Origin of the sequence: Paraburkholderia sp. BR10937 (genome assembly GCF_040965695.1) — a bacterium.
Classification (GTDB): Bacteria; Pseudomonadota; Gammaproteobacteria; order Burkholderiales; family Burkholderiaceae; genus Paraburkholderia.
In genome coordinates this window covers 1-21,031 of the sequence record NZ_JBFRCL010000021.1, presented here as the reverse complement: position 1 = coordinate 21,031, position 21,031 = coordinate 1, and the positions used below count along the sequence as shown (strand labels likewise).

Here is a 21,031-nt window from a genome sequence, read left to right as displayed (position 1 = left end):
ACCACCTCGATGCCGATTCGATGCTGCTGGCTCACGTTTCCTCCCGGAGTCGCGCGAGCAGTTGGCGCAGCGCGATGGCGCGATGGCTCGACGCGTTCTTGAGCGCCGGATCGAGCTCGGCGGCCGTGGCCTCGAGCTCCGGAACGTAGAAGTAAGGGTCGTAGCCGAAGCCGTTGTCGCCGCGAGGCGCGTCGAGCACCACGCCGTGCCAGCGGCCTTCGGCGATGAGCGGCTCGGGGTCGTCGGCATGGCGCACGAGCGCGAGCACGCAGTAGTAGTAGCCGCGGCGATCCGCGTGATCTTTCAGGTTCGCGACGAGCAGCGCGTTGTTCGCCGCGTCGCTCTTCTCGCCGCCCGCGAGCTGCGCGTAACGCGCCGAATACACGCCCGGCGCGCCGCGTAGCGCACGCACGCACAGGCCCGAGTCGTCGGCGAGCGCGGGCAGGCCCGTGAGCTTCGCCGCGTGGCGCGCCTTGGCGAGCGCGTTCTCCACGAAGGTGGGATGCGGCTCCTCGGCCTCGGGCACGTTGAGCGCGCCTTGCGGCACGAGCTCGATGCCGGCCGCGCCGAGCAGCGCCGCGAACTCGCGCAGCTTGCCTGCGTTGTTCGAGGCGAGCACGACGCGCGAGAGCGCGCGAGCTGCGCTTTTAACCGTCGAATCCGGCTGCAGATCAGCCATGCGAAATCTCCAGCGCCGCCTTCTGCTTCTCGATCAGCGAGCGGATGCCGCTTTGTGCCAGATCGAGCAGCGCATTCAGTTCTTCACGCGAGAACGGCGCGCCTTCAGCCGTGCCCTGGACTTCGACCATGCCGCCCGAGCCCGTCATGACGATGTTCATGTCGGTGTCGCACTGCGAGTCTTCGTCGTAGTCGAGGTCGAGCACGGGCACGCCTTCGTACACGCCGACCGAAATCGCGGCCACGTAGTCGGTGATCGGCGAGCGTTCGATGCGGCCCGTGGCCAGCAGCTTCGAGACGGCGTCGTGGGCCGCCACGAACGCGCCCGTGATGCTCGCCGTGCGCGTGCCGCCATCAGCTTGCAGGACGTCGCAATCGAGGTTGATGGTGCGCGCACCGAGCGCCTCGAGATCGAACACGGCGCGCATCGCGCGGCCGATCAGGCGCTGGATTTCCTGCGTGCGGCCCGTTTGCTTGCCGCGCGCGGCTTCGCGGTCGCTGCGCGTGTGCGTGGCGCGCGGCAGCATGCCGTATTCGGCGGTGAGCCAGCCCTGGCCCTTGTCGCGCAGGAACGGCGGCACGCTTTCGGACACGCTCGCGGTGCACAGCACCTTGGTGTCGCCGAACTCGACGAGGACCGATCCTTCGGCGTACTTCGTGTAGTTGCGGGTGATGCGGACTTCGCGAAGCTGGTCGGCGGCGCGGCCGGAGGGGCGCTGGATGGATTGGGTCATCGTGAAGGTGCGCGAGGGCACGAGAGGGAAGGGGAAACTATGATTTTACCGCCTCCGCGCGCGACGCGACGGGCGCGGCCGGAAGGCGGCGGGACGGCGACGGACGGGCGGAAAGCGGGCGGCCCCGGCCGGCAGCGGCATGCAGCCCGCACTTGCGAAGGCGCGCCCTCAAAAATGGGATAATGCGGTTTCTCCGCCCCGCGCTTTTCGTCCATTCGCGACAACACGCCGGGCGCCTCGATTTCCCCGCCGTGACCCGCGCGCCCAGCGCGCGACGCCACGGCTTTCTTCGCGAGACGAACCATGATTTACAGCATGACCGGCTATGCCAGCGCCACGCGCGAGCTTGCTGCGGCTTCGGGCACGGGCGGCGCGAGTGTCTCCGTCGAATTGCGCACGGTGAATTCGCGCTTTCTCGACCTGAACTTCCGCATGCCCGAAGACGTGCGCGTGTGCGAGCCCACGCTGCGCGAAATGCTGATGACGAAGCTCTCGCGCGGCAAGGTCGACATCCGCATCAACATCCAGAAGAGCGAGCAGGGCGCCAACGCGGGCGCGCTCAACCGCGACGCGCTCGATCAGCTCGCCGGGCTCGAGCGCGCCGTGCTCGAAGCGTTTCCCGAGTCGGGCCGTCTGCGCACGGGCGAGATCCTGCGCTGGCCCGGCGTGCTGGCGGAAAGCGGCGTGGCGCCCGAGGTGCTGCGCGACGCGGTGCTCGGCTGCGGCAAGCAGGCCATCGCCGATCTGATCGAAGTGCGCGCTCGCGAGGGTGCGCAGCTCGCCAACATGCTGCTCGCGAACGTGACCGAGATGGAAGCGATCGTCGCGCGCATCACGCCGCTCGTGCCGGAGCTGATCGCGAAGCACCAGCAGAAGATCGTCGAGCGTCTGCAGGAAGCGCTCGGCATCGCCGCGCCGGACAGCAATGGCAACGGCGGCAGCATCGGCAACATCTCGCGCGAAGAAATCGCCGAGCGCATTCGCCAGGAAGTGACGATGTATGGCATTCGCATCGACATCGCCGAAGAGCTCTCGCGCCTCACGGCGCATCTGAACGAAACGCGTCACGTGATCGAGAAGGGCGGCCGCGTCGGCAAGCGTCTCGACTTCATGATGCAGGAGCTCAACCGCGAAGCGAACACGCTCGGCTCGAAGGCGGCGGCGAAGGAACTCGCCGACGCCTCGATGACGCTCAAGCTGCTCATCGAGCAGATGCGCGAGCAGGTTCAGAATCTCGAATGAAGGAAGCAACGAACATGACCGACCAAAGCAGCGCCCCCAAAGCGGACGCGAAGCAGGACAAGAAGCGCAATCCGTACGCGGGCATGTACCCCGGCAACCTCTTCATGGTGGTGGCGCCTTCGGGGGCGGGCAAGTCGACGCTCGTGAACGCGCTGCTCGCTGAAGACAGCGCGATCCGCCTGTCGGTTTCGTACACGACGCGCGCGCCGCGTTCGAAGGAGCGCGACGGCGAGCACTATCACTTCACGACCGTCGACGACTTCCTCACGCGCCACGCCGCGGGCGAGTTTCTCGAGAGCGCGGAAGTGCATGGCAACTACTACGCCACGTCGCGCGTGTGGATCGAAGACCAGATGAAAATCGGCCATGACGTCCTGCTCGAAATCGACTGGCAGGGCGCGCAGCAAGTGAAGAAGCAGTTCCGCAATGCGGTGGAAATCTTCATCCTGCCGCCTTCGCTCGAAGCGCTCGCCGACCGCCTGAAAAAGCGCGGCGAAGACGAGCCGAACGTCATCACGCGACGCCTGCTCGCAGCGGGCAGCGAGATCGCGCATGCGAGCGAATCGGAGTATGTCGTGATCAACGAGAACTTCGAACGCGCGTTGCAGGAGCTGCGCAATATCGTGAGCGCCACGCGCCTGCGCTTCGCTTCGCAATACGCGCGGCATACCGAGCTCTTCGTGCAGCTCGGTATCCACCACCCGCAGCCCGGCGCGTCGGGCACATAAGGTAGAATAAGAACCTGCTGAGAATGAGAAGGAACCCGACATGGCCCGCATCACCGTCGAAGATTGTCTGAAACAGATTCCGAACCGCTTCGAACTGGCGCTCGCCGCGACGTATCGCGCCCGCCAGCTCGCACAAGGTCACACGCCCAAGATCGAAAGCCGCGACAAGCCAACTGTTGTCGCGCTGCGCGAGATCGCGGCTGGCCAGGTCGGCCTCGAAATGCTGAAGAAGGTGCCCGTCTAAGGGCGCGTTCCGAGGCATTGTCGGTCGCCATGTAGTTTTGTAGCGCCGCAGCCGCTTTAACCGTCAACGCCAAACCTGATACGGAGGGGAACATGAGCATCACGCCCTCGCCGGCCACCGAGGTGGACCAGGAAGCCGAGACTGCGAGCCCTGCGCGCAATTACATCGACGCGGTCCTCGAACAGTCGTTTCGCCATCTGTTCGGTCCGACCGCGACGCCGGAGCAGCCCCGCAAGCACGGGGTCGTCTCCATCGCCAATCTGACTGCCGCGCTCTCCGGTTACCTCACTCCCGAGGAAATCAAGGAGGTCAAGGCGGCGTTCCACTTCAGCGATGAAGCCCACCTCGGGCAATATCGCCAGAGCGGCGAACCCTATATCACCCATCCCGTCGCCGTCGCTGAAATCTGCGCCGGCTGGAAGCTCGACGCGCAGTCCATCATGGCCGCGCTCCTGCACGACGTGATGGAAGACCAGGGCGTGACCAAGGCGGAACTCGCCGAGCGCTTCGGCGCGAAAGTCGCGGAACTGGTCGATGGCCTGTCGAAACTCGACAAGATGGAGTTTCGCAACCGCGAGGAAGCGCAGGCGGAGAACTTCCGCAAGATGCTCCTCGCGATGGCGCGCGACGTGCGCGTGATTCTGGTGAAGCTCGCCGACCGGCTGCACAACATGCGCACGCTCGGCGCGGTGCCGCCCGAAAAGCGCCGCCGCGTGGCGCGCGAGACCATCGACATCTACGCGCCCATCGCGCACCGTCTCGGCCTGAACAACACCTATCGCGAGCTGCAGGACCTGAGCTTCGCGAACTTCAATCCGAATCGCTACGCCACGCTCGAAAAGGCGGTGAAGGCCGCGCGCGGCAATCGCCGCGAAGTGGTGAGCAAGATTCTGGAAGCGGTGCAGCGCGCGATTGCCGACGCGAAGCTCGACGCCGAAGTCACCGGCCGCGAGAAGACCATCTTCAGCATCTACAAGAAGATGCGCGACAAGCAGCTGTCGTTCTCGCAGGTGCTCGACGTGTACGGTTTTCGCGTGGTGGTCGAGTCGGCGCTCGAGTGCTACACCTGTATCGGCGCGCTCCATGCGCTCTACAAGCCGGTTCCGGGCAAGTTCAAGGACTACATCGCCATTCCCAAGGTGAACGGCTATCAGTCCCTGCACACCACGCTCGTGGGCCCGTTCGGCGCGCCGATCGAATTCCAGGTGCGCACGCGCAAGATGCACGAGATCGCCGAAGCCGGCGTAGCCGCGCACTGGCTCTACAAGAACGGCGGCGCGGATCTCAACGACGTGCAAAAGCGCGCGCACCAGTGGCTCAAGTCGCTGCTCGACATCCAGAGCGAGGTGGGCGACTCGAGCGAGTTCCTCGAACACGTCAAGATCGACCTGTTCCCGGACGCCGTCTACGTCTTCACGCCGAAGTCCAGGATCATGGCGCTGCCGCGCGGCGCCACCGCGCTCGACTTCGCTTATTCGATCCACAGCGACCTCGGCAACCAGTGCGTGGCCGTGAAGATCAACAACGAGCTGCTGCCGCTGCGTACGGAACTGAAGAGCGGCGACATCGTCGAGGTGATCACGGCGCCGTACTCCAAGCCGAATCCGGCGTGGCTCGGTTTCGTGCGCACCGGCAAGGCGCGCTCGGCGATCCGGCACTACCTGAAGACGATGCGTCTCACAGAGTCGGTGCAGTTGGGCGAGCGGCTCGTCGATCAGGCGCTCAAAGGCTACGGCTACCAGCTTGCGGAAGTCACGCCGGAAGTATGGGAGAAGCTGGTCCTGTGGACCGGCAACAAGAACCGCCAGGAAATCTTCGCCGATATCGGTCTTGGCCGGCGCGTGGCGGCGGTCATGGCCAAGCGCATCGAAGTGCTGATGAGCGGCCAGGACGCCGACGACGCCGAGCATCACCATCCGCCGCGCGACCCGAATGCGCCGCCGGCGCCGCCTGTCGTCATCACGGGCACCGAGGGCATGTCGGTGCAGCTTTCGGCTTGTTGCCGCCCGATTCCCGGCGACGACATCATGGGCTACATCGGCATCGGCCTTGGCATGGCGATCCATACGACCGACTGCCGCGTGGCGCAGCGCATCCACCGGCGCGACCCGGGCCGCTGGATCGACGTGGCGTGGGCACCGCAGCCGGGGCGCCTGTTCGACGTAGCCGTCAAGGTGCTGGTGAAGAACACCAAGGGCGTGTTCGCGCGCGTGGCGGCCGACATTACCTCGGCGGACGCCAACATCGTGCACATCGCGATGGACGACGATCTGGCACAGGAATCGAACATGTTGCGTTTCGTGATCCAGGTGAGCGATCGCGTGCACCTCGCGAACGTCATGCGCCGCGTGCGCACGAATCCGGACGTGATGCGCATCGCGCGCGAGCGTTCGAGCGACGACGGGCACCATCGCCACGACGGCGGCATGCGCATCGAGCGCGAGCGCGCGGATTATTGACGGCAACGCTGTCGCGTGGCACGGAGCGCTCCCATAGCGCGTCTCGCGCAGTAATCTATCGTTATCTCATCGGCCGCACCTTCGCGGCAGCCTGACCGCGCCTGCCGGTCACGGCGCCACTTTCCTTCGAACCGAAACGAGGGACTCGCAATGAACGTAGCTGAACTGACCGGCCTCGCACTCGACTACTGGGTGGCGCGCAGCCTGCCGGACTTCGTGCGCGAAATCTATTTCACCGACAGTGGCGAGACGGTCGCCGTGCGCGGCAACGACCGCGGGCGTCCGTGGGATGGCCGCTTCATGCCCACCGATTCGTGGGAGGCGGCCGGTGTGGTGCTCGACCGCGCGAGGCGCGTCGAGCTGCGCGATGGCGAGCCGGCTTCCTGCGTGGCCGAGTTCGAGGGGGAGGCGGGCGCAGTCTTGGAGGCCTACGGAGAAACCACGCGCGAGGCGCTGCTGCGCGCGTTCGTCGCGAGCCGCTTCGGTAAGACGGTAGGGGAGATGCTGCGGCAGCCCCAGGCGTTGCTGGGCATCGGTATGGAGCCTGTGGCGGAGCCCAGTGCGATCGGCGACGTGGAGGATCTGCCGCGCCCCGATGCCCAGATCGGCGACATCGGCACGCCGCCGCGCTAGGGTGCCGCTTCTCGCTTCTCGCGCGACACCTGAAGCACCCAATCTGCAGCTGAAAAGACAAAGGGCCTTTCCATTCGGAAAGGCCCTTCATTTGGTGGCGCGGCTGGCAGGATTCGAACCCACGACCCCTTGGTTCGTAGCCAAGTACTCTATCCAACTGAGCTACAGCCGCACGCTAAAACGATACTCCTTGCAACACTATACTGCTTGAAACCTTTCCCGGATCAAACAGACGGGAAACGCTTCGAATGAGTGGCGCGGCTGGCAGGATTCGAACCCACGACCCCTTGGTTCGTAGCCAAGTACTCTATCCAACTGAGCTACAGCCGCACGCAGAAAAGAGATTATAGCAGGGCTTCGAAAAAAGGGAAGGCCCTTTTCGTGATTTGTCTTGGGACGAGGTTCGTGTACGCTGGTAGTCATGAGTCAATCAGTACACGTTACGCAGTGATCCCATCATGAACAAGGCCTTTGTCAAAGAATCGACCGACGACGACGATCTCGAAGCCGGTCTCCCGGAGATTCCCGCCGGCACGAAGAACTACATCACGCCCGCCGGCTATGAACGCATGCGCAGCGAGCTGCTGCACCTGATAGACGAGGAGCGGCCCGAAGTGGTCAAGCTCGTCTCGTGGGCGGCCTCGAACGGCGACCGTTCCGAGAACGGCGACTACATCTACGGCAAGCGCCGGCTGCGCGAAATCGACCGGCGCATCCGCTTCCTCACGAAGCGACTGGATCTGGCCGAGGTCGTGGACAGCAGCCGGCAGGAGAGCGTGGATCAGGTGTTCTTCGGCGCGACCGTCGAATACGGTACCGAGGACGGCGAGGCGCATACGATCACGATCGTCGGCATCGACGAGGTCGATCTCGACCTCGGTCACGTGAGCTGGGTTTCACCCGTCGCGCGGGCGCTCCTGAAGGCGAAGATCGGCGATCAGGTCACGCTGCACACGCCGGCTGGGCCGGAGCCGATCGACGTGCTGGACGTGCGATATCCGACGCCGCACGCCTGAATGAACCCCTTGTCGCAGAAATACAAAAAGGCACCCGAGGGTGCCTTTTTCAGCTGCAGTGCTGGCCGAGACGGCCAGCAGCGTGCTGCTTAGAAGCGGTGACGCATACCAACCGTCACAGCAACCTGGTCTTGCGTTGCCGAAGCGCCCGACAGGCCGTTCAGGAACGGGCCGATGTTGGCCGAGTTCGACGACACGTGTTGCCAGTCGCCTTGCAGGTAGACGTCGGTGCGCTTGGACAGTGCGTAGTCCGACTGCAGTGCGACCGTGTTGTAGTTCGGGTTCACGCCGCCGCCGAAGTTCGTACGCGTGTACGTGTACGCGCCAGCCAGGCTGAGAGCCGGGGTCAGAGCGTAACGGATGTTGCCTTCGAAGTTCTGGAAGCGAGCGCTGTTGGCAGCGAAGCCGATGCCGTTGGACGTACCCGACTGCGCAGCCGAGATGCCGCCGCCCACCGTGCCGCTCAGGTTCGTCTGCGTGTACACGAAGCCAGCCGTTGCCGGGCCGAACGTGTAGTTCACGCCGCCGCCGAACGTGCGCTGACGGCCGGCCAGGAACGTCCATTCGCCGGTTTGCGCGCCCGAACCCGAGATCGTGTTCGCCGGGTTGTTCATGTCGTTGTTCAGCTGCAGGTAGCCAGCCGCAACGTTCAGGCCGCCCCAGTTGTACGACGCGCCGAAGCTGTATGCACGGTTGTTCGCGAACTCGGTGCCGTTCGAGAACGAGTACGTACCGCCGAACTTGAAGCCAGCGTAGTTGACGCTGGAGTACTTGACCGTGTTGTTGAAACGGACCGAGTTGTTCAGGTTGTCGTTATCGAACGGGTGTGCAGCGATCGTGCCGCCGTATTGCGTGCCGGTGTTCGACAGCGGTGCGAGGTAGTCGACCACGGAGTCGTACTGACGACCGAGGGTGACCGCGCCGTACTGGTCGCTTGCGAGACCCACGAAAGCTTGACGGCCGAACATGCGGCTCGACTGCTTCGAGGTGCCGTTCATGATGCTGAAGCCGTTTTCCAACGTGAAGATGGCCTTCAGACCGCCACCGAGATCTTCAGCGCCACGCAGGCCCCAGCGGCTGCCGTTGACCGTGCCGCTCGTGGCTTGCCAGTTGCTGTGGCCGTGCTGGTTGTTCGTGTAGGTGATGCCGGCGTCGATCAGGCCGTACAGCGTAACGCTGCTTTGCGCGTGTGCAGCCGTTGCAAAAACGCCCGTCAGGGCGGCGACCATGAGAGTCTTTTTCATCTTTGTAAACTCCGAGAACAGAGGTGGGTTTCGTTGAACCCCGTTTGGGAAACCGTCCATGCGAAGCGCAGCGAGAGGCAAGTTCGCGTGGTACGAATTAATCCGTCTGAGACAATCCGTCCGAGTCGGTTTCCAGACAGGCAGAGTGTAGAGAGGGTGCTCGAAGAGGGGGTATTCCGAAATCCGCAATAAAGTATTGCGCTATCGGAAATGATTATCTCGCTCGTCTTAAGCCCTGCTGGTAAAGGCTTTGAGCGGATTTCCGGGGAAGGGGGTGAAACTGTCAACCGCTCGAGCGTTGTGCAATCGCTACAACAATTGACTGCGAAAAACGCCTTAAAGCGGTCTCAACTGATTATTGCGCCCAGCGTAACAGATGATTGTGCGCCGCATGCTTAATCGTCAGACGTGGGTGCGGCTATACTTCAATCGCTGCTTTCCGAAGCAGACTTTTTCGTTGACGAAAAAGATCTCCAAACCTTTGTCGGCGCGGCCTTTTCAGCCGCGCTTTTTTTTTGCCTGTCATCTGGCCACGTGCGGGCCACGCGCGCGACGCGTACCTTATTGGGTACCCGCTTGCGGCGGCTCAGACTGCAGGCTCCAGTCTTCCATTACGTAGTGCCTTGCGTCCATAGGGGAACACAGCAGGTTGTGCCAGTGGTCCCCGTGCCATGCGCCATAGGTTTCGGCTTCTTCAGCCGTGGGCGCAATCCCGTCCGTTTGTACGAGCCAGTGAATCCATCGCCGCAGAGCTGTCAGCATGATGACCTCCGATGCCGCTAACAATATGGATCATGAATTGAATGTATTACTCGAACAACCGGGAGAAACACTTACGTTTGACACTAATTGTTACAGTTCGGGAAAACTTCCCGGTAGGAATGACATGAGCGAGATAATCGGGTAAAAATGACGCAGAGCTATATATCGATTCGGTCCGCATATGATTTTCTTGCCGCTTTTTGATGCGTACCGCTTTTATCGCTGAATCGGGAATGCTGTTATAAAAAATTCGCTTGACTGGCGATTGACGTTCCCCGTATAACGGCAAAGCTGATTTTCGTTCTGCTGCAATTTCAAAACGTGGAATTCGCTGAAGCGGGACGGCGGGAATTGGCTGGATACGGCGTGAGGGTGATTACCCGCGTCATTAAAATCTCGAGGGAAACTGAAACATGGAAACCGGTATCGTCAAATGGTTCAATGATGCGAAGGGCTTTGGCTTCATCACGTCTGACGCTGGCGGCGACGATCTGTTCGCGCACTTCTCGGAAATCCGCGCCGACGGCTTCAAGTCGTTGAAGGAGAACCAGCGTGTGTCGTTCGACGTCAAGGTCGGCCCGAAGGGCAAGCAGGCCGCGAACATCCAGCCGCTGTAAGTACAGCGTGCGAGCGCTCGCTACGCGAACGCTCATGCGACACCAGGCCCCGGGCAAACCCCGGGGCTTTTTTATTTTTGACATATTGATGTTTAGCTAATTTACTGATCATGTTTTTACTCGCGGAATTAATCGGGAAAACCCTGGGAATCCGTGATTTGCCTGTTTCGGGTCTTCACTAAAAGCCAAAAGTCGCACTTATACCGCCGGGACCGTCGGCGCGTGGCGTCCAAACGGTGCATACTTGGGCCGTTTTCCATTTCCCCTGTCGTTTTCCCATGTTTGAATCCTCCTTGAGCGCCGCACAGCCCGCCGGCGACCTTCCCATCGTCTTCGTGGACCTCGAGACGACCGGCGGTTCGGTAGGCGAGCACCGCATTACCGAAGTTGGCGTGGTGGAGGTGGCGCAAGGGCAGGTGACACGATGGAGCACCCTCGTCGATCCCGGTCAGCCTATCCCGCCCTTTATCCAGCAACTCACCGGTATTACCGACCAGATGGTGCGCGGCGCGCCGCGCTTCGCCGAGATCGCCGCGGAACTCCATGGGCGGCTCGCCGGCAAGCTCTTCGTCGCGCATAACGCGGCCTTCGACCGCGGCTTTCTGCGCGCGGAGTTCGAGCGTGCCGGTTATTCCTTCAACCCCGACGTGCTGTGCACCGTGCGCCTGTCACGAGCGCTTTTTCCGGGCGAGAAGCGCCACGGGCTCGACGCGCTGGTCGAGCGCCACGCGCTCGTGCCGTCGGATCGCCATCGCGCGCTCGCCGATGCCGATCTCCTCTGGCAGTTCTGGCAGCGCCTGCCCGCGCTGGTGCCCGGGGAGGCGCTGGCCTCGCAGATCGAGCGCACGACGCGCCGTCACGTTCTGGCCGGCGACATCACCGACGAACTCATCGATACGGCGCCGGCAGGCCACGGCGTGTATGCGTTCTATGGCGAGAACGATGTCCCGCTCTATGTGGGGCGCAGCGTGCGGGTGCGGCAGCGTGTGCGCGCGCATCTATCGGGTGAGCGGCGCTCGTCGCGCGAACAACGGATGGCGCAACAGGTCCGCCGCGTGGAGTGGCGTGCGACCGGCGGCGAGCTTGGCGCGCGGCTGGTCGAGGCGCAATGGATCGCCACGCTCAAGCCCTCGTTCAATCGCGTGCCGCATGTGTCGAAGCGCGACCCCGCCGACCTCGGGGCGGCGCCCTGGCCATTCGGCGGCGCTGTGGTCGTGCTCGAGCAGGACGCGACGAATGGCGCCGACGTCTATCACCTGATCGATCGCTGGTGCTATGTCGGCGCCTTTCCGAGCACGGCCGAGGCCGAGGCGCTGGTGGACAGCAGCGCCGAGCGGGTGTTCGAGCTTGCGACCTGGCGCATCCTGCAGACGCACTTCGAGCGCGGCCTGCGCGTGCAGGTGCTGCTACCCTCCGAGGCCGACGGCCTCACGAGCGCGGCATAACAACCGCGCTTAGGCGACTCCGCCTACGCCGCCCGATTCGCACACGTGCTCCAGCGCCTGATTCATCGCATTCGCGCGCGCGGAGTCGTAGCGCGTCAGCTCCTTCCAGTTTGCAACAGTTCTTGCGACGCGCGCCGGGCAATCTGGCGCGCCGCGCAGCGGTTGTACGCGTGCAAGCGCGCCGATCAATTGTCCGGTGAGTCTGTCGAGTTGCGGGCGCGTCGCCGTGGCGAGATCCGGTGCCGGCTCGCTGGGCGCCTGGGAGGCACGCCACGTGTCGAATAACGACTTCTGCATTTGCGTGCTGGCATCGATCTGATCGCGGAAGAACGCACGCGCAAACGCGGGATCGACGCCGGCTGCCGTGGCGCGCTTCTGCACGTCGGCGAGCAGGGCGTCTTCGCGGGGAGTATCGGTGATCGGCTTGTGATGCTGCCATTTCCAGTGCGCGACCGGCTCGGCGAGCGCCAGCCGCTGCGAAACGAGCGCGACGAGGTTGATCAGGGCGGTGTCGTCACCGTCGGCGTGGACGGATGCGATCGGCAGGGCGAAGAGCAGCGCAGCAGCGCAACGTGCGCTCGCGCGGGTCAGCAAAGTCATCGAGTGGAAGCAAGACGCCGGCAAGGAAAACCGCAGCATAGCCGGTTATGGTGCGCTTGCGTCTAACGGTGTTGAGGTCGATTCGAGATGGCCGCATCGAGACGCGCACGTTCGAGCGCGCCGAATGCTAACCGCTACGGCGCAAAACTGCGCGCGCGGCATGACACGCGCGTCCCCCGAACTACGCGTGTCGCTATGCACACCAACGTGTGCAGCGAGCGTGAGCCCGCGAGCGCGTACGTGTGCTCTTCCCCGTCACTTCTGTTCGTGTGCCTTGCGTTGCTCGTCGAGAAATGCCCGCACGTGAGCGGGCAATTCATCGCCGAGAAACTCGACGGCCACCGGTTCCGGATCCGGGCTGAAGACTTGGTCCGGGGTCGGAATCCTTGGCGGTTTGGCGTCCATGATCTTTCTCCTATGTAAGCCGATTATCCGGCTCGGCACTTCTGCTGCGCTAGTCCCGCTTACGGTAACAGTGCTTTTCTCGCACGCCTGTTGCTTTCTTCGCACAGCGATACAAATGATTAACGGCGCGGGAATATAATTGTTGAGATGTCCTTCGCACTGCCGCATGCTGCGTGAATCGCGCAGGCTCCACGTTTCTCCCAACTCTCCCGCGCAGTGTCTGCTGCGGTCGCACAACGCCTCGATCGCGCTTCCCCCGGTTCTGGGCGCCGCGCAGGCCGTGCAGTCTTGCCGCGTTCGTCTTGCGCGGTGCCGCAAGCGCGGGCCGGTCCCTCCGGCTTCAGCTTCAGCGTGCAGACACCATTCGTTTACAACGGTCAATTATGATTAGTCGTTGACGTCGAAACGTTAATAAGAATTAAAACTATGTAAGCGACCGTTTCTATGCGATTGGACGATTAATACTTTGTTGTGCGTCATTTGGCCGCGATTTAATGATCGAACGTGCATAAATAGCCGCGCATTCGGGCTCGGCGTATTGATGCACTCCGATAATTCGTTACGTTTGGGCCTCCGGCGGCGCCGGCACACGCTGCACTTGAGCATGGTTCGCGGGCGTCGCGCGCACGTCCACCTGGCCATGAATGCGTGACTGGTGGCCGTCCGCGAACATGTAGTACGGAAACGGGTGGGCAGGCTCGGAGGCCGCGTCGAGACGCGCGACCAGTTCGGGGGCGAGCGTGAAGTCGAGCGCGCCCAGCGACTCTTCGAGTTGCGCGGCTTTGGTTGCGCCCACGATGATGCTCGCCACGCCGCGCTTCTGATACAGCCAGTTCAACGCCACCTGGGCCATGGGGCGGTTGGCCTCGTGCGCGACCCGCTCGAGCTCGGCGACGATCGCGAAGTTGCGCGCCGAGAGCTTGTCGAAGCCGGGCGGCGGCTTTGCCCCCATCGTCTGCAAGCGGCCCGCACCGCTCACGGCTTCGCTGGCCTGCGACGGCCGATATTTCCCCGACAGTACCCCCATGCCGAGCGGACTCCACGGCACGAGCCCCATGCCGAGTTGCGTCGCGAGATCGGCGAATTCGTGTTCCACGTTGCGTTCGATCAGGGAGTATTCGAGCTGCATGGCCGCCACCGGCTCGAAGCCGCGCCAGTCGGCCAGCGTCTGCGCGCGGCCCGCGTACCAGGCGGGCACGTCGGAGAGACCCACGTAGCGGATCTTGCCCGCGCGCACGGCGTCGTCCATGGCGCGCATCACTTCGTCGACGGGCGTCATGCGGTCCCACGTGTGCAGATAATAGAGATCGATGTAGTCGGTCCCGAGGCGCTTGAGCGAGCCGTCGAGCGCGCGCAGCAGGTTCTTGCGATGGTTGCCGCCGGCGTTCGGATTGCCCGCTTGCGCGTTGTAGGAATACTTGGTGGCGATGACGAGCCGCTCACGCAGACCGCGCGTCGCCGCGAAGCGCCCCACCCAGGTTTCGCTCGTGCCTTCTGTATAGAGGTCGGCGGTGTCGATAAAATTGCCGCCTGCATCGACATAGAGGTCGAAGAGTCGCTGTGCGGTGGCTTCGTCGGCGCCCCAGCCCCATTCGGTGCCGAACGTCATCGTGCCGAGGGCGATGGGGCTGACGCGCAGGCCCGAGCGGCCGAGCAGGGTGTAGCTAGCGAGTTTCATGGCGGTTTCCTCAAACAGTGAATGGCGAACGCGAACTCATCTTGCGCTATTCCTTTTTGTGGAAAAATCGGGTTCAACTGAAAGCACTGTGAAGCCCTGCTTCACAATGGAGGCATCATGGGCCCGGTTTCCACTCCACCGTTCGCGCCGGCCGCCGCGTCGGGACTGGCGGGACGCCTGCCCGCGCTGCTGGCGGTGGCGGCTGTCGCGCGCCATGGCAGCTTCACGCGTGCGGCGTCCGCCGCGGGATTCTCGACTTCGGCGTTATCGCAAACCGTGCGTGCGCTCGAAGCGCAACTCGGTGTGAGGCTCTTCAATCGCACGACGCGCCGGGTCGCGCTGACCGAGGCGGGCGCGCAGTTTCTCGCGCGCGTCCAGCCCGCGCTCTCACAGATCGAGGCGGCCTTCGATGCGCTCGACGCCACGCGCGACGCCCCGGCCGGCACGCTGCGCATCAACCTGCCGCGCGTGGCGAGCGAGTTGCTCGTCATGCCGCACCTCGTGGAATTCATGGCGCGCTATCCGCAGATCAAGCTCGAACTCGCGCTCGACGACGGTTTCGCCGATCTGGTCGGCGACGGCTTCGATGCCGGCATCCGTCTGGGCGAATCGGTTGCGCCGGGCATGGTGGCGGTGCCGATCGGCGGGCCGATTCGCATCGTCGTGGTGGGCTCGCCTGCATACTTCGAGCGTCGCGCTCGGCCCGTCACCCCAGACGACCTCGCCGCGCATGATTGCCTGCACTATCGCTTCGCGACGGGCGGCGTCTACCGCTGGGAGTTCGCGCAGCCAGGGGATCCTGGGCGCGTGTTCGATGTGGTCACCGAGGGCCGCTTCGTGACCAACGATCTGCGTACGATGGTGCGTGCCGCCGAGCAGGGCGTGGGTCTGCTGCACGTGATCGAAGACTACGTGCGTGCGCAGCTGGAGGGAGGCCGGCTCGTGCCGGTGCTCGAGCCGTGGGGTGCATCGTTTCCGGGGTTCTATTTGTATACGGCCGGGCGTGCGCAGTTGCCGCCCAAGCTGCGTGCGTTCATCGACTTTCTGCGCGAGAAGCGTGAGGGCGCCTAAGCTCACGTAACGCGAGGTGGGGCGATGGGATCAGATGATCGAAGGGATCAGGCACAGCGCATGGAGTGCCGTGCGCCGACGCCACAAAGCAAAAAGCCCAGTCCGAAGACTGGGCTTTTTGCTTGAATCCTGGTGCCGGAAAGAGGAATCGAACCCCCGACCTTCGCATTACGAATGCGCTGCTCTACCGTCTGAGCTATTCCGGCGTGCATCAGAGAAGAGAGATTATAGGAAAGTGCCGCGAACTATGCAAGCCCTTTCCTCGTCTTTTTCATTTTTTCGCTTCACGGTGGTAGCGCGTGACGCGCTCGACCTCGTTCTTCGAACCGAGGAACACGGCGACCCGCTCATGCAGGCTCTTCGGCTGGATGTCGAGAATGCGCTCTTCGCCGTTGGTCGCCATGCCGCCCGCCTGTTCGACGATGAACGACATCGGGTTCGCTTCGTACATCAGGCGCAGCTTGCCGGGCTTCGACGGGTCGCGCTTGTCGGCCGGGTACATGAAGATGCCGCCGCGGTTCAGAATGCGGTGCACATCCGCGACCATCGAGGCAATCCAGCGCATGTTGAAGTTCTCGCCGCGCTCGCCGTCCTTGCCGGCGTTCAGTTCGCCGATGTACTTCTGCACCGGCTCGTACCAGTGGCGTGCGTTCGACGCATTGATCGCGTATTCGCGCGTCTCTTCCGGAATGCGCATGTTGTTTTGCGTGAGCACCCACGAGCCCAGTTCGCGGTCGAGCGTGAAGCAGTTCACGCCGTGGCCGGTCGTGAGCACGAGCACCGTTTGCGGGCCGTACACGGCGTAGCCTGCGGCGACCTGCTTCGTGCCGGGCTGCAGGAACGATTCCTCGGTCGCCTGCTGGCCGTCCGGGCAGCGCAGCACCGAGAAGATCGTGCCGATCGACACGTTCACGTCGATGTTCGACGAGCCGTCGAGCGGATCGAACACGAGCAGGTATTCGCCCTTCGGATAGTTGGCCGGGATCGGGAAGAACGTTTCCATTTCCTCCGAGGCCATCGCGGCGAGGTTGCCGCCCCATTCGTTGGCGTCGAGCAGGATCTCGTTCGAGAGGATGTCGAGGTTCTTCTGCACTTCGCCCTGGACGTTCTCGCTGCCGGCCGTGCCGAGGGCGTCACCGAGCGCGCCCTTGCTGACGTTGAAGCTGATCGCCTTGCACGCGCGCGCGACGACTTCGATCAGGAGACGCAGGTCGGCGGGCAGGTTGCTGTGCTGGCGCTGCTGCTCGATCAGGTACTTGGTGAGGGTGGTGCGACGTTGCAAAGCCATTGCAGTACTCCGGATACGCTTAGGGATCTCGCAATTCTACCCGCTCGACTGTGACCGCCCGCCGCACAGCCGCGCAAAATAAAGCGCCGGGGCCCGGCCGGGTTGGCTGGCGCGGCTTTGGGCGCGGTGCCGGGTCGCTTCCCACCGCCAAAATAATCGTGAAAAAAAGCGCAAAAAAACCGGCGCGCAGGCCGGTTTCATGGGTCGCCGCGCGGCGCTGCTCAGGCGCCGCGCGGCGTGTGCCGCTTCGTCCGGTTTCGTCTGATCAAGCCAGCGCTTTTTCGACGATCTCGCGTACGTCGCGCGATTTGGCCTCAGCGGCGACGCGCTCGAGCGCCGTGCGCATCGCGTCACGCAGCGCGGGCGTGAAGCGGCGCCAGAGTTCGAGATTGCGGGCGAGGCGCGCCGCGACCTGCGGATTGAGCGCGTCGAGCGCGATCACCTGGTCGGCCCAGAAGGCGTAGCCCGAGCCGTCGGCGGCGTGGAACTGCGCGGGGTTCGCGGCGCAGAAGCTGAAGATCAGCGAGCGTGCGCGGTTCGGATTCTTGATGTTGAACGCCGGGTGGCCCATGAGCGCGCGCACCGTCTCGATGGTCGGACGTTGCGCCGTGCCCCGTTGCGTGGCTTGCAGCGCGAACCACTTGTCGATCACGAGCGGTTCCTTCTCGAAGCGTGCGTAGAAGTCTTCGAGCGCGCGGCGCGCGACGTCGCCGCCCGTGGCCGCCTGCACGTTCAACAGCGCCGAGAGCGCCGCCGAACGGTCGGTCATGTTGTTCGCGGCGTCGTATTGCGCCGTGGCGAGTCGCACTGCTTGCGCAGAATCGTCGAGTTCCGAGAGATAGGAGAGCGCGAGGTTCTTCAACCCGCGGTGCCCAGCGGCCTCGGGCGTCGGCTCGTATGCGCCCGGCGTGACATTGCGTTCATAGGCGGCGAGCCATTCGCCTTGCAGCGCCGTTGCCAGTTGCTTGCGCACGAACTGGCGCGCGGCATGCACGGCGGCCGGATCGGATTCGGTCATCTGCTCGGCGAGATACGTCTCCGAAGGCAGCATGAGCGCCAGCTCGCGGAACGACGGCGAGAGCGATTCGTCGGTCAGTACGCGGCGGAACGCATCGACGAGCGCGTCGTTGATTTCGAGCGGCTGGCCCGCGGCGGCGCGTCCGGCGAGCGCGAGCAGTTCGCGCGTGGCGAGGCGCTGGCCCGCTTCCCAGCGATTGAACGCATCGCTGTCGTGCGCGAGCAGGAACGCGAGTTCGTCGTTGCCGTAGTCGTAGTCGACGATGACCGGCGCCGAGAAGTTGCGCAGCAGCGAGGGCAGGGGCTTGGCCATCACGTCGGCGAACGTGAAGGTCTGCTGCGTGTCGGTCAGCTCCAGCACGCGCGTCGTGCCGTGCGCGTCGGCTTCGCCTTCGAGGCGCAGCGGCAGGTCCGCGCCGTCCGCGCCGATCAGGCCGATCGCAAACGGAATGTGCAGCGGGCCCTTTTGCGTTTCGCGCGCGGCGGGCGAGCCGTTGGCGTAGCCCTGCGTGAGCGTCACGCTGTAGCAGCGCGTGCCTTCGTCGTAGCTCGTGCTCACGCTCACGCGCGGCGTGCCCGCCTGGCTATACCAGCGTTCGAATTGCGCGAGGTCGCGGCCGTTGGCGTCGGCCATCGCGGCGCGGAAGTCGTTGCAGGTCACGGCCTGGCCGTCGTGGCGCTGAAAGTACAGGTCCATGCCCTTGCGGAAGCCGTCGCGTCCGAGCAGCGTCTGATACATCCGCACGACTTCCGCGCCTTTTTCGTAGACGGTCATCGTGTAGAAGTTGTTGATCTCGACGTAGCTCTCGGGGCGCACCGGATGTGCCATCGGGCCTGCGTCTTCGGCGAACTGCATCTGGCGCAGCACGCGCACGTCTTCGATGCGTTTGGTCGCGCGCGCCGCCTCGTTCTCGTCGCCGCCCGACATCGCCGCCGAGAACTCCTGGTCGCGGAACACCGTGAGGCCTTCCTTCAGGCTCAGCTGGAACCAGTCGCGGCAGGTCACGCGGTTGCCGGTCCAGTTGTGGAAGTACTCGTGGCCGACCACGGCCTCGATGTTGGCGAAGTCGACATCGGTGGCCGTTTCCGGATTCGCGAGCACGTACTTCGTATTGAAGATGTTGAGCCCCTTGTTCTCCATCGCGCCCATGTTGAAGTCGCTCACGGCGACGATCATGAAGCGGTCGAGATCGAGTTCGAGGCCAAAGCGCTGCTCGTCCCAATGGATCGAGTGAATGAGCGAGTCCATCGCGTGGCGCGTCTTGTCGAGATCGTGCGGCTCGACCCAGACCTGCAGCAGCTTTTCCTTGCCCGAGCCGCTCTGGATGCGCTCTTCCAGCGCCACGAGCTTGCCCGCCACGAGCGCGAACAGATAGCTCGGCTTGCGGAACGGGTCTTCCCATTTCGCATAGTGACGGCCATCGGGCAGCTCGCCTTCGGCGATCAGGTTGCCGTTCGAGAGCAGCACCGGGTACGCGGTTTTGTCTGCGCGCAGCGTGACCGTGTAGGTCGCCATCACGTCGGGCCGGTCGAGGAACCAGGTGATGCGGCGAAACCCTTCGGCCTCGCACTGCGTGAAGAAGTTGCCGCTCGACACGTACAGGCCCGAGAGCGTGGTGTTGGCGGCGGGCGCGCATGCGCCGGTGAGCGTGAGCTCGAAAGCTTTGGGCACGTTCTCGATCGTGAGCCCGTGTTCGTGCGCGCGCACATTCGCGTAAGGCTTGCCGTCGATCGCCGCGCCGATGAATTCGAGCTGCTCGCCCATGAGTTCGAGATGCGCGGTGGGTTGCGCGTCGGGATTGCGACGCACGCGCAACGTGCTCTTGACGATCGTGCGCTCGGGCACGAGGTCGAATTCGAGGTCGACGGTATCGATCAGAAACGCGGGCGGCGCGTAGTCTTCACGGCGGATCACGGTGGGCGTGGCGGTATCGGACATGGTCTGGATAGGGGCGTGTCGGATCGGGGTGGATCGATCGGTGTGGATCGCTCGGTGTTGATCGCTCGGTGTTGATCGAATGGGCCGGCCGCGGCGGCGTGTGCGCCCGCCGGGCGCTGCCTGCCGTCGCGGGAGCGCGGCGGATCGCCCCATTGTACAAAGGCTCGGGCCGCTTTGTCCGTCGGGGCCCGGTCGCCGAACTTTCGCGCCGCGCCGCGAGTCAGTATGATCAGGCCCTGCCGCGCGGCTGGCTGAACGCAAAACAGGACACGACCGGCGTGGAATGCGCACGGATCGGACACGGAATAAGCGCGGCGCAAAGATCGTATCGGAGAGAGCGGCCCCCACGACTGCACTTTTCCAACTGAAGCAATACTGCTACGAGAAGACCATGATGCACGACAGATGGACCCGCCGCGCCCTCCTGATGCTGGCGGCGCTCGCCCTCACGCTCTCCGGCTGCACGACTTACGTGACGAGCCAGGTGACCGCCTTCTCCGCATGGGACGGCGCCAGCGACGCCACGCGTACCTTCGCATTCAAACGCAGCCCCGAGCAGAACCAGAGCATCGAGCAGAGCACCTACGAGCAGTTCGTCGCCAACGGGCTCGCCATGCACGCGTTCCGCCTCGTGGCCGAGCCGCAGGCGCGCTATCTCGTGGGCCTCGCCTACGGCAGCCGCACCGACACGGTGACGGTCGCGCAGCCCGTGTTCTACAACCCCTGGCCGGGCCCGTACTGGGGGCCGTGGAACCCGTGGGGTGCATGGGGACCGTACCAGCCCGCCTACGTGAACCAGAGCTATCCCGTGTATTCGCATGCGCTCGCCATTCGCATCACGGAAAAGGCGAGCGGCAAGGAGGTCTATAACGTGCAGGCGCGCACTTCGGGCGACGATCCCTCGCTCGTACGCGTGATGCCCTTTCTCGTGCAGAGCGCGCTGGGGAATTTCCCGCTGGCCAACGGCACGGTCACGGAGGTCAAGATCCCGGTCGGCAAGAACGGCGGCGCGCCGAACGAGACCGCTGCGGTTCCGGCGGGTGCGGGGCAGGGCGGTACGGCCGCGACGGGGAGCGCGCCGGCAAAATAGGCACGCTTCGCCTTGCCCGCCCACCAGGCGACGCGTCGGAACTTCTGTCCGGCGCGTTTTTTTTGCCATGCGCAACAGCACGTCAGAACTCCTCGCCGAGAATCGCGAGCACGCCGAGTACGGCGAACAGCACCGCCGCGA

18 protein-coding genes and 3 tRNA genes are annotated in these 21,031 nt (G+C 64.1%); 10 read left to right on the top strand and 11 right to left on the bottom strand.

The window, feature by feature from the left end:
* Nucleotides 1-31: 31 nt before the first annotated feature.
* Together rdgB and rph are read right to left on the bottom strand one after the other, a co-directional pair.
* Nucleotides 32-679, bottom strand: coding sequence for an RdgB/HAM1 family non-canonical purine NTP pyrophosphatase (rdgB, locus tag AB4Y44_RS18555; protein ID WP_368700480.1), 648 nt, complete (start codon nucleotides 677-679; stop codon nucleotides 32-34).
* The gene (gene rph, locus AB4Y44_RS18550; protein ID WP_342924113.1) at nucleotides 672-1,412 is read right to left on the bottom strand and encodes a ribonuclease PH; all 741 of its coding nucleotides are present in this window, start codon (nucleotides 1,410-1,412) and stop codon (nucleotides 672-674) included. The genes rdgB and rph overlap by 8 nt, the downstream gene beginning before the upstream one ends.
* 303 nt (nucleotides 1,413-1,715) lie before the next feature.
* Between rph and AB4Y44_RS18545 the strand changes: the two genes are divergently transcribed.
* The 5 genes from AB4Y44_RS18545 (at nucleotide 1,716) to AB4Y44_RS18525 (ending at nucleotide 6,718) form a co-directional block, all read left to right on the top strand.
* Nucleotides 1,716-2,654, top strand: a complete 939-nt coding sequence (locus tag AB4Y44_RS18545) for a YicC family protein (protein ID WP_069262677.1) — start codon at nucleotides 1,716-1,718, stop codon at nucleotides 2,652-2,654.
* Between the two features lie 14 nt (nucleotides 2,655-2,668).
* Nucleotides 2,669-3,382, top strand: a complete 714-nt coding sequence (gene gmk / locus AB4Y44_RS18540) for a guanylate kinase (protein ID WP_342924114.1) — start codon at nucleotides 2,669-2,671, stop codon at nucleotides 3,380-3,382.
* Between the two features lie 40 nt (nucleotides 3,383-3,422).
* Complete coding sequence (gene rpoZ, locus AB4Y44_RS18535; RefSeq protein WP_006400783.1) at nucleotides 3,423-3,626, top strand: DNA-directed RNA polymerase subunit omega; 204 nt, start codon at nucleotides 3,423-3,425, stop codon at nucleotides 3,624-3,626.
* Nucleotides 3,627-3,718: 92 nt separating this feature from the next.
* Nucleotides 3,719-6,085 carry a bifunctional (p)ppGpp synthetase/guanosine-3',5'-bis(diphosphate) 3'-pyrophosphohydrolase gene (locus AB4Y44_RS18530; protein ID WP_342924115.1) on the top strand — a complete coding sequence of 789 codons (2,367 nt, stop codon included), beginning with the start codon at nucleotides 3,719-3,721 and terminating at the stop codon, nucleotides 6,083-6,085.
* Nucleotides 6,086-6,235: 150 nt separating this feature from the next.
* On the top strand, nucleotides 6,236-6,718 hold the full coding sequence (locus AB4Y44_RS18525) for a phage protein NinX family protein (RefSeq protein WP_368700479.1): 483 nt from the start codon (nucleotides 6,236-6,238) through the stop codon (nucleotides 6,716-6,718).
* Nucleotides 6,719-6,813: 95 nt separating this feature from the next.
* Here the strand turns inward: AB4Y44_RS18525 and AB4Y44_RS18520 are convergent.
* Nucleotides 6,814-6,890, bottom strand: a tRNA-Arg gene (locus tag AB4Y44_RS18520).
* Nucleotides 6,891-6,971: 81 nt separating this feature from the next.
* Nucleotides 6,972-7,048 (bottom strand) — tRNA-Arg (locus AB4Y44_RS18515).
* 128 nt (nucleotides 7,049-7,176) lie between these two features.
* On the opposite strand from AB4Y44_RS18515, the gene greB reads away from it, so the two are divergent.
* The gene (gene greB, locus AB4Y44_RS18510) at nucleotides 7,177-7,734 is read left to right on the top strand and encodes a transcription elongation factor GreB (protein ID WP_368700478.1); all 558 of its coding nucleotides are present in this window, start codon (nucleotides 7,177-7,179) and stop codon (nucleotides 7,732-7,734) included.
* Nucleotides 7,735-7,823: 89 nt separating this feature from the next.
* On the opposite strand, the gene AB4Y44_RS18505 is transcribed toward greB, so the two are convergent.
* Complete coding sequence (locus AB4Y44_RS18505) at nucleotides 7,824-8,978, bottom strand: porin (protein WP_368700477.1); 1,155 nt, start codon at nucleotides 8,976-8,978, stop codon at nucleotides 7,824-7,826.
* 1,175 nt (nucleotides 8,979-10,153) lie between these two features.
* On the opposite strand from AB4Y44_RS18505, the gene AB4Y44_RS18500 reads away from it, so the two are divergent.
* Nucleotides 10,154-10,357, top strand: a complete 204-nt coding sequence (locus AB4Y44_RS18500; protein WP_028205165.1) for a cold-shock protein — start codon at nucleotides 10,154-10,156, stop codon at nucleotides 10,355-10,357.
* A gap of 278 nt (nucleotides 10,358-10,635) precedes the next feature.
* Complete coding sequence (locus tag AB4Y44_RS18495) at nucleotides 10,636-11,802, top strand: exonuclease domain-containing protein (protein WP_368700476.1); 1,167 nt, start codon at nucleotides 10,636-10,638, stop codon at nucleotides 11,800-11,802.
* A gap of 9 nt (nucleotides 11,803-11,811) precedes the next feature.
* On the opposite strand, the gene AB4Y44_RS18490 is transcribed toward AB4Y44_RS18495, so the two are convergent.
* From AB4Y44_RS18490 to AB4Y44_RS18480, 3 genes are all read right to left on the bottom strand, one after another.
* Nucleotides 11,812-12,402: a chorismate mutase gene (locus tag AB4Y44_RS18490; protein ID WP_342924120.1), complete on the bottom strand. Its 591-nt coding sequence runs from the start codon at nucleotides 12,400-12,402 to the stop codon at nucleotides 11,812-11,814.
* A gap of 255 nt (nucleotides 12,403-12,657) precedes the next feature.
* Nucleotides 12,658-12,807, bottom strand: coding sequence for a hypothetical protein (locus tag AB4Y44_RS18485; RefSeq protein ID WP_027795377.1), 150 nt, complete (start codon nucleotides 12,805-12,807; stop codon nucleotides 12,658-12,660).
* 559 nt (nucleotides 12,808-13,366) lie between these two features.
* The gene (locus AB4Y44_RS18480) at nucleotides 13,367-14,485 is read right to left on the bottom strand and encodes an aldo/keto reductase (RefSeq protein ID WP_368700475.1); all 1,119 of its coding nucleotides are present in this window, start codon (nucleotides 14,483-14,485) and stop codon (nucleotides 13,367-13,369) included.
* A gap of 117 nt (nucleotides 14,486-14,602) precedes the next feature.
* On the opposite strand from AB4Y44_RS18480, the gene AB4Y44_RS18475 reads away from it, so the two are divergent.
* The gene (locus AB4Y44_RS18475; RefSeq protein WP_368700474.1) at nucleotides 14,603-15,556 is read left to right on the top strand and encodes a LysR family transcriptional regulator; all 954 of its coding nucleotides are present in this window, start codon (nucleotides 14,603-14,605) and stop codon (nucleotides 15,554-15,556) included.
* 130 nt (nucleotides 15,557-15,686) lie between these two features.
* Here the strand turns inward: AB4Y44_RS18475 and AB4Y44_RS18470 are convergent.
* The 3 genes from AB4Y44_RS18470 to pepN form a co-directional block, all read right to left on the bottom strand.
* Nucleotides 15,687-15,762, bottom strand: a tRNA-Thr gene (locus AB4Y44_RS18470).
* Nucleotides 15,763-15,827: 65 nt separating this feature from the next.
* Nucleotides 15,828-16,844 (bottom strand): class 1 fructose-bisphosphatase, encoded by a 1,017-nt coding sequence (locus AB4Y44_RS18465; protein WP_368700473.1) that lies wholly within the window; start codon nucleotides 16,842-16,844, stop codon nucleotides 15,828-15,830.
* A gap of 265 nt (nucleotides 16,845-17,109) precedes the next feature.
* Nucleotides 17,110-19,800 carry an aminopeptidase N gene (pepN, locus tag AB4Y44_RS18460; protein WP_368700472.1) on the bottom strand — a complete coding sequence of 897 codons (2,691 nt, stop codon included), beginning with the start codon at nucleotides 19,798-19,800 and terminating at the stop codon, nucleotides 17,110-17,112.
* A 391-nt stretch (nucleotides 19,801-20,191) separates the two neighbouring features.
* On the opposite strand from pepN, the gene AB4Y44_RS18455 reads away from it, so the two are divergent.
* Nucleotides 20,192-20,890 carry a DUF4136 domain-containing protein gene (locus AB4Y44_RS18455; RefSeq protein ID WP_368700471.1) on the top strand — a complete coding sequence of 233 codons (699 nt, stop codon included), beginning with the start codon at nucleotides 20,192-20,194 and terminating at the stop codon, nucleotides 20,888-20,890.
* Nucleotides 20,891-21,031 lie beyond the last annotated feature (141 nt).